Genomic DNA, 10731 nt, shown 5'->3' with positions numbered 1-10731 from the left:
GGTCAGAAAACTCTTGCATAACGGACGGTAACCACAGAAGAAATCCGCGTCGAGACAACGGCACCACGCGAGTCAACGGTTCTGCGCGTGTTGGCCGAGGTGCAGGTCAAAGTCATTGTTATCGACGAGCTGAATTCTGTTTTGGCGGGTACGGCCCGCCAGCAACGACTGTTTCTGCAATTGTTGCGCTGGCTGTCGAACGAGTTACGGGTTGCTCTAGTAGGGATCGGCGTGCCGGAAACACGGCACGCTCTGCTGTCTGATGATCAGTTGCGAAACCGCTTTATGAATTTGGAACTGCCTGCATGGGAAAATGGTGAGGATTTCAGTCATTTTGTGACACGGTTGATCTGGAGCCTGCCGTTGCGAGAACCGTCTCCTGTCGACTCCCGGCGACTGATGCAAATGCTGGTTGGGCGCACAGGAGGTATTACTCTTGGCACGTGCAAGGCGATTGAACGGGCTGCCATCAGGGCTATTCGTTCTGGAACCGAGTGTCTTGATTATCAGGCTTTCGAGCACGAAGAAGTCTGGGACGGTATTGAAGCACCTGTGTTGATGGGGGGACATCGACGGAAATCTCGTCGTGGGTAAAGAAAGGACACCGTCATCCCTTCCAATCATCCCGTCTCCACACAGAGCAGAAGTGTTTTCCTCATGGTTAGCTAGACTGGCTGCCCGCTACGATCTCCGCGCCGATCATCTTGCTGTTCATGCCGGATACTCTCTCCGAGGAGCGAGGGAACTGGATTGCTGTCTGCAGCCTCAGGCGGATCGTACGCTTGCGGCCATGACCGGCCTGTCACAACGCTCAATCAAGGTAATGCGCTGCGGGACGCCACAGGGGCGTCTCTGGGTTAGGGATCACCCCGTCTGGTGTCGGCAGTGTGTGCGGGAAGATCTGCTGGAGGGAGATGAGCCCTGGGAGCGGCGGTCATGGCGAACGGGTGCGGCAGTGTTCTGCGAACGGCATCGGCGAGTTCTGGAAGAAGCCTGTCCACGGTGCAATAAAATAGGCAAGGGATGTCTTTTTCTCAGTAACAAAGGTCGGATGCAGCCGCTGTGCGCCGTCAAAGGCGATAAAATCAATTTGTGGGGGGAAGCATCAGATGATCAGCTTCCCTGGGGTCTGACGATAGACAGAACAATATCCCGGTGCGTGAACGCTCTGAGCATTGATCTCTGTCGCAGTCTTGTCGGGCAGACACTTCGCGCACAATGGCGTGGCGTCAGCAGGGAACGCCGTCTGACGACAATTGTTGAAGAGCTTACGTTGATGATACTGATCACGATCGATTATCTCCCGAGGCCTCAACCGCCGCTTTATTGGATGCTGAAGCAGTCAGACTGGAAAGCCGCTTTCCATTATACGCCAGCCATGCTGCCAGTTCCGCTGGCAGTCGGCATCATCATGCTGGTTTCAGTAGTATTGTCTGATCATCAGTTTTTTGAGGACCGGGTTTTCTGGGATCCTTCAGAATGTCAGATTGCGTGTGAACCACTCACGCCAGAGACTTATGTGATGTGGCTACATCCGAAAGTAAGATCATGGGGACGATGCCTCATAAGTGCACCGTTTGGTGTGTAGCGTCTCATGTCTAATTTATCGTCAATCAATGGATTTTTATCATTATCTTCTGCATTTTTATCGCGATTAAGTGGTTTTTTTTGCAGAAAAAACGGTAGTCAGCGGCGGATTATCATTATCTTCTGGTTTTCGACAAAAACCTTCCTTTTTCCGGGAGCCCATCTACTTGCGATAAGTGGAATTATCGCAAGTAGGTATGGGGAAGGGGGCAGATTTTCGAAAAAAGACGGTGTTTGAAGTTAATGGCATTATAGAGTAAATCAAATAGAAGCTCACCGTTGAATGTACTATTACGAGACCGCTTATCTGTGTCATTTATCGTATCAATGGAGTTCAGCTTTTCTCCGCAAGTTGATTTCACGAGCAATAGGATTTGAGAGCATTTGCAGGATCTGTTCCATGTTCGCCGATAAGCTTGATACCAATACGATCAGTACGTCGACTTATGACGGTTATCTTGTAAAGGAAACCCACAATCCCGCCCTTCCTACTCGACCAGACGGCTAGAATAGGCCAAAATGCGGCTCTAATTTATTGTCATATTAAGGCTTTAGTTTCATGCCACGCGGTCGTCCACGTAAAAACCCTGATGATGCCTCTGCTCCTAAGAAAACTACCAAAGCGCGTAAGGCCAAGGCAGCGACCGCGACACTGGGCTTTGAACAGCAGATGTTTCTGGCGGCGGACAAGCTGCGCAAGAACCTTGAGCCTTCAGACTACAAACATGTGGCCCTTGGCCTGATCTTCCTACGCTACATCTCCACTGCGTTTGAAGCCCGACATGCTGAACTGATGCTGGAAGACCCGGCAGCAGCGGAAGATCCTGACGAATATCTGGCCGGGAATATCTTCTGGGTGCCGGAGACGGCTCGGTGGTCTCATCTCAAGGACAATGCCCGCTCGCCCAATATCGGCAAGATGATTGATGGTGCCATGCTGGCCATCGAGAAGGCCAACCCGGAACAGCTCAAAGGCGTGCTACCCAAGGATTACGGACGCCCGGCCCTTGATACCGTCATGCTGGGTGAGCTGATCGACCTGATCTCCGATATCGGCATGGGCGATACGGACGATAAGGCGCGGGACGTGCTAGGCCGGGTGTATGAATACTTCCTTGGTGGTTTTGCTGGAGCCGAAGGCAAGCGCGGGGGTGAGTTCTACACGCCGTCCAGCGTAGTACGTACGCTGGTTTCCATGCTCGAACCTTACAAGGGCCGGGTGTATGACCCGTGTTGTGGCTCTGGTGGCATGTTCGTGCAGTCTGAACGCTTTGTGGAAACCCATGGTGGCAAGCTCGGTGACATTGCTATTTACGGGCAGGAGAGCAACCACACCACATGGCGTCTGGCCCGTATGAACCTTGCCGTGCGGGGTATTGGCGCGGACATTCGCTGGAACAATGAGGGCAGCTTTCTGCGTGACGAGCTGAAAGACCTGCGCTTTGACTATATTCTGGCCAACCCGCCCTTTAACGTGTCGGACTGGTGGAATGCCTCGCTGGAGGAAGATCCGCGCTGGCAGTATGGCAAGCCGCCTGCGGGCAATGCCAACTATGCGTGGCTTCAGCATATCCTATGGCATCTGGCCCCTGATGGTACCGCTGGTGTGGTGCTGGCCAATGGCTCCATGTCCTCCAACCAGAACAGCGAAGGCGATATCCGCCGCCGCATGGTGGAAGCCGATGTCGTGGACTGCATGCTGGCCCTCCCCGGCCAGCTTTTCTATTCGACCCAGATCCCGGCCTGCCTGTGGTTCCTGACCCGCACCAAGAACCCGAAGGGCTGGCGGGACCGACGCGGGGAAATGCTGTTTATCGACGCCCGCAAACTGGGCAAGCTTGTTGACCGCACCCGCCGGGAACTGACGGACGAGGACGTGGCTCGTATTGCCGACACTTACCACGCATGGCGTGGTGAAAAGGACGCGGGCACATATGAAGACATTCCGGGTTTCTGCAAATCCGCGACACTGGACGAGGTGGAACAGCACGGCTTTGTGCTAACACCGGGCCGCTATGTGGGGGCAGAGGAAGCCGAGGAAGACAGTGTACCGTTTACCGAACGCTTTGCGGCTCTTGAAAAGACCCTGAAAGAGCAGTTTGCGCAGGGTGAAGAACTGAACGCGAAAATTACCGCCTCCCTCAAGCTGATCGTGCAGAAGGAGAGTGCGTAATGCTGTATCTTACCCCATTGGAACGCGCTCTCGACCGGCTGAAGGAAGGCTGGGCACGCCACCTTGCCCAACCCGACGATGAGCAGTTGCGGGATGGCCTGATCCAGCGGTTCGAGTTTACCTATGAACTCAGCCACAAGACCCTGAAGCGCTTTCTGGAAGCCAATTCAGCCTCGCCCGAGGAATATGACCGCATGGGCTTTCCGGATATGATCCGCTCCGCCAACGAGGCCGGGCTGCTGAAAAGCGCATGGCCCCAGTGGAGCGTATTCCGCAAAATGCGCAACCTGACGAGCCATACTTACAACGAGGCCACTGCCAAACAGGTTGTGGCCACCATTCCAGATTTTATTGCAGAGGCCGAGTTTCTGCTGGCCACGCTGAAAGAGCGCACGGCGTGACAGGGCAGATCGACATCACGCCCGAAGAGCGGGCCATTGTGCTGCGCATACTCAACGAGATTGTGCCCGACCGTGAAGTCCGGGCTTTTGGCTCGCGTGTCACAGGCAAGGCCAAGCCATTTTCTGATCTTGATCTGGCTATTATGGGTGATGAACCTTTGTCTTTGGAAACACGAGCACGACTTGAGGAAGCATTCTCAGAGTCTGATCTGCCGTGGAAAGTTGATATTCTCGATCAATTTTCATCAGATCAAGCTTTTCAGGGTTTGATAAATCCTGTTTCTATATTTTTAGAGTAAGATATTCAAAAAATGACTATATTCACTCATAAATTTCGACTTAAAGATGTCACAGAAATTCAAGTTGGATTCCCTTTTAAAAGCGCAGAATACTCAGACACTGGTATTAAACTCCTGCGAGGTGACAATATTGGGCAAGGCTTTCTCCAATGGAATGGTGTTAAATTTTGGCCCATTGAAAAATCATCTCATTTATCGCAATATATTTTACAAAAAGATGATGTCGTCATCGCAATGGATCGTCCTTGGATATCTAGCGGATTAAAATATTCAGTAATACACCATGAAAATGATAGGACACTACTAGTACAGCGCGTCGCCAGATTACGCTCTCTACCAGATATACATAAATATATATTACCATATATAATAGGATCAAGAAATTTTACAAATTATGTACTTTCAGTTCAAACCGGAACAACAATTCCGCATATTAGTCTAGATCAGATAGGAGATTATGAATTTTTCGCTCCTCCTATCAAAGAACAAGAGAAAATTGGCAGTCTGTTACGTAGGTTGGACGACAAAATAGACCTCAACCGCCGGACGAACGAAACGCTGGAAGCCATGGCGCGAGCGTTGTTTCGGGACTGGTTTGTCGATTTTGGCCCGACACGGGCAAAAATGGCCGGAGAAGCCCCTTACCTCTCCCCAGAACTGTGGAAACTCTTTCCCAACAGGCTGGATGATGAGGGGAAGCCTGAGGGGTGGGAATTACGGCGACTGCACAACATCTTGGAATTTAACTATGGCAAATCCCTACCCACACAAAAACGCATAAAAGGAGAAATTCCTGTTTACGGGTCAGGTGGTGTAACAGGATTTCATAATGAAGCACTGGTTACAACACCCACAATTATTGTGGGACGAAAAGGAACTGTCGGTGCATTGTATTGGGAAAACAGAACCTGTTTTCCAATTGACACAGTATTTTATGTCACGAGCAAGTTCCCACTGTCATACTGTTTTTATTTACTAGAAACATTGGGGCTTGAAAATATGAATACTGATGCAGCAGTTCCTGGCCTCAATCGCGACAATGCTTATCGTTTAGAAGTGTTTTATCCCCCTGCGGTTCTAATCCATTCTTTCGCAAATATCGTGGAGAATTGGAGAAATAAAATCATTACTAATGAGAGTGAAACACGCTCCCTCACTCAACTCCGAGACCTCCTCCTCCCCAAGCTAATGTCCGGGGAGATCAGCATCCGGGATGCCGAAAAGATGGTGGAAGACGCGGCATGAGCTTTCTGTCCGAAAACGAGATTGAAGACTGGGCCTGCGATATTCTGCGCGAATGTGGCTATACCATTGTCTGGGGGCCAGACATTGCTCCCGGTGGTAAAAAACCCGAGCGTGCCTCGTTATCGGACGTCATTCTGGAAAAACGCCTGCGGTCAGCAATAGACAGGCTAAATCCGCATTTATCACAGGCCTCAAAGGATGAAGCTCTGCTGGCCCTGATCCGCGAAGACACGCCCGACCATGTGGATGAAAACCGCCGCCTGCATGACTATCTGGTTAATGGCGTGCCGGTGGATGTGGTGCGTGAAGATGGCATCCAGTCTGGTGATCGAGTACGTCTGCTGGATTTTGAGGACCCGGAGAACAATAACTTTCTGGTCGTGCGTCAGTTCGTTGTTGAAAAGGACGAGGCCAACCGCAGGCCGGATCTTGTGCTGTTTGTTAATGGCATGCCGCTTGGCGTTGTAGAACTTAAAAGCCCCAGTTCCGAGAACGCTACGCTGGATTCAGCCTGGAACCAGTTCCAGACCTACCGCAGCCTTATTCCCTCGCTGTTCCGCTTCAATGAAGCGTTGATGATTTCAGATGGTACCGAGGCCCGCATTGGCTCACTGACCGCCGACCGTGACCGCTTCATGCCATGGCGCACTGTGGATGGGGAAGAACTGGTTGCAAAGAATCATGAGGAAATGGAAACCGTGCTGCGCGGTGTGTTTACGCCTCGCTGGTTTCTCAACCTGATCCATGACTTCGTGCTGTTTGGCGAGAAAAACGGCAGCCCCATCAAAATTCTGGCAGGCTACCACCAGTTCCATGCCTGTCGAAAAGCCGTGGCGCAGACCGTGCGGGCTTCTGCCCCAGGCGGAGATCGCAAGGTTGGCGTGGTGTGGCATACGCAGGGGTCAGGCAAAAGCCTGCTCATGACTTTCTATGCTGGTGTGATTGCCCGCCACCCGGAGATGGAAAATCCTACCATCATTGTCCTGACAGACCGCAATGATCTGGACGACCAACTCTTCGCCACCTTCTCCGGCGCACAGGCCCTTTTGCGCCAGACACCGGAGCAGGCGGACAGCCGGGAAGATTTACAAAAACTGCTCCGGCGCAGCTCGGGTGGTGTGATCTTCACCACCTTGCAGAAATTCCAGCCCAAAGAGGGCGAAACCAGCCTGCCCATGCTGACCGATCGGCGCAATGTGGTGGTCATGGCGGACGAAGCGCACCGCAGTCAGTATGGGCTGGAAGCCAAATTCGACCGCCAGACGGGCAAGGTCTCCTACGGCTTTGCCAAACATATGCGCGATGCCCTGCCCAATGCGTCCTTTATCGGTTTTACCGGCACGCCCATTGAAAATGCTGACGTGAACACCCGTAGCATCTTTGGCGATTACATCGACATTTACGACATCGCACAGGCCGTGGAGGATGGCGCAACCGTGCCCATCTATTACGAAAGCCGCCTTGTGCGTATCGAACTGGATGAAGACCTCAAGGAAGAGCTTGACGACGAACTTGCCGATATTGTCGAAGGACTTTCCGAGAACGAGGAGCACAAGCTTAGCCAGAAATACTCTCGCGTAGAAGCTCTGGTCGGCTCGGAACCCCGCCTGCGTCGGATTGCCGAAGACCTTGTGACCCATTTTGAAAACCGCCTGACCGCTCTTGAAGGCAAGGGCATGATCGTGGGCATGAGCCGGGCGATCTGTGTGGCGCTCTATGATGAGATTATTCGCCTTCGTCCTGAATGGCACAGTGATGATGACAATGAAGGCGCCATCAAGGTGGTGATGACCGGCAGTTCATCCGACCCCGCAGCGTTCCAGCCTCATATTGGTAAAAAGCCCAAGGCTCGGCGAGAGCTTTTGGCAAAGCGCATGAAGGATAACAACGATCCGCTCAAACTGGTCATTGTGCGCGATATGTGGCTGACGGGTTTTGATGTTCCGTCCATGCACACCATGTATGTGGACAAGCCCATGCGTGGACACGGGCTGATGCAGGCCATTGCCCGCGTCAACCGTGTGTTCAAGGGCAAGCCTGGCGGTCTGGTGGTGGACTATATCGGTCTTGCCCAGAACCTGAAGGCAGCTTTGGGCGAATACTCCGCCGGAGATCGTGAACAGGTCGGCATTGACGAGGGCGAGGCCATACGTGCCTTGCAGGAGCGTTACGAAGTCGTGCGGGCCATGTTCAATCCCGGTCAGGCGGGTGGGTTTGACTACCGCCCCGCCTTGCAGGACGGCGCGACACCCAAGGCCAAGCTGTCCATCATGGCGGGAGCGCTTGACCATATTCTGGGCCAGCAGCAACGCGCCATGGCATCCGCGAAAAATGACGAAGAGCGTAAGGCCGCCCAGAAACGCTACCCGGATGCCGTCAAGGCGCTCTCGGTCGCATTTGCGCTGGCTTCTGCCAGTGATGAGGCCGCAAAGCTACGTGATGAAATCGGGTTTTTTGAAGCTGTCAGGGCAGCACTGGTCAAGAGCGTGAGCACAGGCAGCGATGGGCGCAGTGCGCAGGAACGCGAACTGGCCATCAGGCAACTGGTCAGCAAAGCCGTCATTTCCACTGATATCATCGACATCATGGAAGCCGCTGGCATTGGAAAGCCTGATATTTCCATCCTCTCGGACACCTTCTTGCAAGAAGTGCGGGAAATGCCCCAGCGCAATCTGGCCATTGAAGCGCTCAAAAAACTGCTGGAAGGCCAGATACGCAGCCGAACCCGCTCCAACATCACGGAAGCCGAAGCCTTCTCACAACGGCTGGAACAGGCTGTCGCCCGCTACCATGCCAACGCCCTGACGTCCGCTCAAATTCTGGATGAACTCATCCGCATGGCACGTGACATGGCCTCCGCCCGCGACCGGGGCGAAGAACTGGGCCTGACACAGGAAGAAATCGCGTTCTATGACGCGCTGGCCCAGAACCAGAGCGCCAAGGAAGCTATGGGCGACCCCAGCCTACGGGTTATCGCCACAGCACTGGTGAAGACCATTCGGGAGAATGCCACAGTGGACTGGACCGTCATGGCGCAGGCACGCGCCAAGATGCGGACTTCCGTCAAACGCCTGCTCCGTCACTATGGATATCCGCCCGATATGGAGGCAGAAGCGGTCAAACACATCCTGCGTCAGGCAGAGCAGTTCGCGCCCATTTGGGCTGGTCAGGGAGAACTGTAACTATGGCGATCATGGGCGGAAGAAAGCAGAACATCCACCTAGAAACTGACCGACTAGCAAGCTCGACTTCCTTATACTGTCTAATTACGATTTTTCATGTTGCATAATAGACATGCCCACCAAACTCCCATTCGTCTTCAGTCAACGCGGATACATATATCAAAGTGGCCTGGATTGTATTCGGCTAGCGGCTCGAAGCGGCCAGAACAGCCTTCAAGAGGCTATCTCTTCCAAAGAAATGGAATTGAAGACATACGAAGAGGGCGGTGTTTTTGTCGGAGAGCGTGACGAAGACGGAGACGTATTGTGGGAAAAGAACGAAATCCTCGAGTTAGATATCGAACGTCTTCAGGAAGCACTTTTGGAACTCCGCCGCTCATTTGTGCTTACCGCGTATCATTACTGGGAAACTTCAGTTTATAAATGGCATCATCAGGAAAATCCAAAAACAAAACCTGTAAATCTTGGAAATTATGAAAAACTTAAGCGTGCATTAGAGGCTTTCGGACAAAAAGACCCTGCATTAAAAAATATTCCAAATGATAATCTTTTTATAGTTTGCCATTTATCAAATATTATTAAACATACAAGTGGAAATTCAGAGGAATATTTATCTAAAAATATGCCTGTAGAACTTTCAGGAACCATGAAAAGCGATCCAGAGATATACGGAGGTCGCCCGCAAATCTATCTTGAAGAGCATCATTTAAAATGGATATTCGACGTTATAGCTAAGTCAGGACCAATCGCTAATCCCAATAGAGTATAAATCCCGTTCAAGTTATCCGTTCTCCGCAAAAGCTATTTTGGCTATCGGCATACGAAATTGATGGCTTAGAATTTCCCGTGGCAGGAAACCCTTTTACATAGGCGTTAAGAGAAATCTTGCATTGGACCCTGATAATGGATATACATTATCTTTATTTGGATACCATTGCGCAGGAGGTTCTTATGCAGGTTTCTAAATGGGGTAACAGCCTTGCCGTGCGCATTCCCTCTCATATCGTCAAGCAACTCGGTTTGCAGGAAGGCGATAATGTGGATGCCGTCTTCACACGCCTGAAATCCCGGGAAGAAGCGCTCCGCTCCCTAAAAGAGATTGGAAAGAAGCTGCCTTCCGGGTTTCGGTTTGAGCGCCCCGAAGGCTAATGTCTCTCTTTCTGGATACGAACATCCTTCTGTATGCCATGATGGAAGAAGGAACAGAAAAGGCCGGGATTGCGGACAGCCTTCTCCTACATCAGGACTGCCATATCTCGGTTCAGACACTTAACGAAGCCACAAACACACTCAGGCGTAAAACCAGACTTCCACTGGACGACATCAAAACATTGATTGCGGACTTCCGGGGGCTGGTCACAATCCATCCCATCACAGAATCTGTTTACAGCCGTGGCTGGGCCATCATCGAACGGTATGGGCTCCAGACCTATGACGCCATGATTCTGGCCTGTGCCATAGAAAATGGCATTGAAACCCTCTTGTCCGAAGATATGCAGAATGGCCAGAGGATTTTTGACATGATAACCATAATAAACCCCTTCCAGAAGACAGAAGATTGAGGTTAAATTCGTCGTACCAAGTTCCCAGATTGTTTAACCAATTCCGGGAACTCAGACGCTAACCGGAAGACAGCACGTCGCATTCTTTTTGCTGTTTCAAGGGGTTGGAAACGTGTCACTGCGGGTTGGCTCGGGTTCGACGCGGAAATCTCACAGAAGGGTTGTACATCGGGTTAGATTATGAAAAAGTCTGTTTTGTAGAAAAGAAATTTTCATAAGCAATAAACGAACCCGATGCAGACACAGTGTAGCGCAAGCGCGTATGATTTTCCAGCCTCCTGT

10 protein-coding genes and 1 pseudogene are annotated in these 10731 nt (G+C 51.7%); all 11 read left to right on the top strand.

What is annotated here, in order from left to right; genetic code table 11:
- The first annotated feature begins 42 nt into the window (after window positions 1-42).
- The 11 genes and pseudogenes from APA10_RS08470 to APA10_RS08425 all read left to right on the top strand — a co-directional run bounded on the left by APA10_RS08470 (window position 43) and on the right by APA10_RS08425 (window position 10449).
- On the top strand, window positions 43-594 hold the full coding sequence (locus APA10_RS08470; protein WP_276325078.1) for a TniB family NTP-binding protein: 552 nt from the start codon (window positions 43-45) through the stop codon (window positions 592-594).
- Window positions 587-973, top strand: a pseudogene (locus APA10_RS15410) (TniQ family protein); the annotation flags it as partial. The gene APA10_RS08470 and the pseudogene APA10_RS15410, both read left to right, overlap by 8 nt.
- Window positions 974-1159: 186 nt before the next feature.
- Complete coding sequence (locus APA10_RS15405) at window positions 1160-1588, top strand: hypothetical protein (protein WP_231867227.1); 429 nt, start codon at window positions 1160-1162, stop codon at window positions 1586-1588.
- 558 nt (window positions 1589-2146) lie between these two features.
- On the top strand, window positions 2147-3760 hold the full coding sequence (locus tag APA10_RS08460) for a class I SAM-dependent DNA methyltransferase (protein WP_003630867.1): 1614 nt from the start codon (window positions 2147-2149) through the stop codon (window positions 3758-3760).
- The gene (locus APA10_RS08455) at window positions 3760-4161 is read left to right on the top strand and encodes a nucleotidyltransferase substrate binding protein (RefSeq protein ID WP_003630866.1); all 402 of its coding nucleotides are present in this window, start codon (window positions 3760-3762) and stop codon (window positions 4159-4161) included. The genes APA10_RS08460 and APA10_RS08455 overlap by 1 nt, the downstream gene beginning before the upstream one ends.
- Window positions 4158-4460 (top strand): nucleotidyltransferase family protein, encoded by a 303-nt coding sequence (locus APA10_RS08450; RefSeq protein ID WP_003630865.1) that lies wholly within the window; start codon window positions 4158-4160, stop codon window positions 4458-4460. The genes APA10_RS08455 and APA10_RS08450 overlap by 4 nt, the downstream gene beginning before the upstream one ends.
- Before the next feature lie 12 nt (window positions 4461-4472).
- Window positions 4473-5705 carry a restriction endonuclease subunit S gene (locus APA10_RS08445; RefSeq protein WP_003630864.1) on the top strand — a complete coding sequence of 411 codons (1233 nt, stop codon included), beginning with the start codon at window positions 4473-4475 and terminating at the stop codon, window positions 5703-5705.
- The gene (locus APA10_RS08440; protein WP_003630862.1) at window positions 5702-8887 is read left to right on the top strand and encodes a type I restriction endonuclease subunit R; all 3186 of its coding nucleotides are present in this window, start codon (window positions 5702-5704) and stop codon (window positions 8885-8887) included. The genes APA10_RS08445 and APA10_RS08440 overlap by 4 nt, the downstream gene beginning before the upstream one ends.
- Window positions 8888-8999: 112 nt before the next feature.
- Window positions 9000-9656: a hypothetical protein gene (locus APA10_RS08435; protein ID WP_250697662.1), complete on the top strand. Its 657-nt coding sequence runs from the start codon at window positions 9000-9002 to the stop codon at window positions 9654-9656.
- A gap of 134 nt (window positions 9657-9790) precedes the next feature.
- Window positions 9791-10036 carry an AbrB/MazE/SpoVT family DNA-binding domain-containing protein gene (locus APA10_RS08430; RefSeq protein WP_003630860.1) on the top strand — a complete coding sequence of 82 codons (246 nt, stop codon included), beginning with the start codon at window positions 9791-9793 and terminating at the stop codon, window positions 10034-10036.
- Complete coding sequence (locus APA10_RS08425) at window positions 10036-10449, top strand: PIN domain-containing protein (RefSeq protein WP_003630859.1); 414 nt, start codon at window positions 10036-10038, stop codon at window positions 10447-10449. The genes APA10_RS08430 and APA10_RS08425 overlap by 1 nt, the downstream gene beginning before the upstream one ends.
- Window positions 10450-10731: the final 282 nt, after the last annotated feature.

It is taken from the genome of Acetobacter pasteurianus subsp. pasteurianus LMG 1262 = NBRC 106471 (assembly GCF_000285275.1).
Lineage (GTDB): Bacteria > Pseudomonadota > Alphaproteobacteria > Acetobacterales > Acetobacteraceae > Acetobacter > Acetobacter pasteurianus.
Note: the sequence above shows the minus strand (reverse complement) of the source record. Positions and strands in the feature narration are given on the sequence as shown.

Bases quoted from the DNA above. Each gene is read 5' to 3' on its own strand.
- APA10_RS08430 (WP_003630860.1), top strand. From the start codon at position 9,791: ATGGATATACATTATCTTTATTTGGATACCATTGCGCAGGAGGTTCTT.
- APA10_RS08445 (WP_003630864.1), top strand. From the start codon at position 4,473: ATGACTATATTCACTCATAAATTTCGACTTAAAGATGTCACAGAAATT.
- APA10_RS08440 (WP_003630862.1), top strand. From the start codon at position 5,702: ATGAGCTTTCTGTCCGAAAACGAGATTGAAGACTGGGCCTGCGATATT.
- APA10_RS08425 (WP_003630859.1), top strand. From the start codon at position 10,036: ATGTCTCTCTTTCTGGATACGAACATCCTTCTGTATGCCATGATGGAA.
- APA10_RS08460 (WP_003630867.1), top strand. From the start codon at position 2,147: ATGCCACGCGGTCGTCCACGTAAAAACCCTGATGATGCCTCTGCTCCT.
- APA10_RS08455 (WP_003630866.1), top strand. From the start codon at position 3,760: ATGCTGTATCTTACCCCATTGGAACGCGCTCTCGACCGGCTGAAGGAA.
- APA10_RS08435 (WP_250697662.1), top strand. From the start codon at position 9,000: ATGCCCACCAAACTCCCATTCGTCTTCAGTCAACGCGGATACATATAT.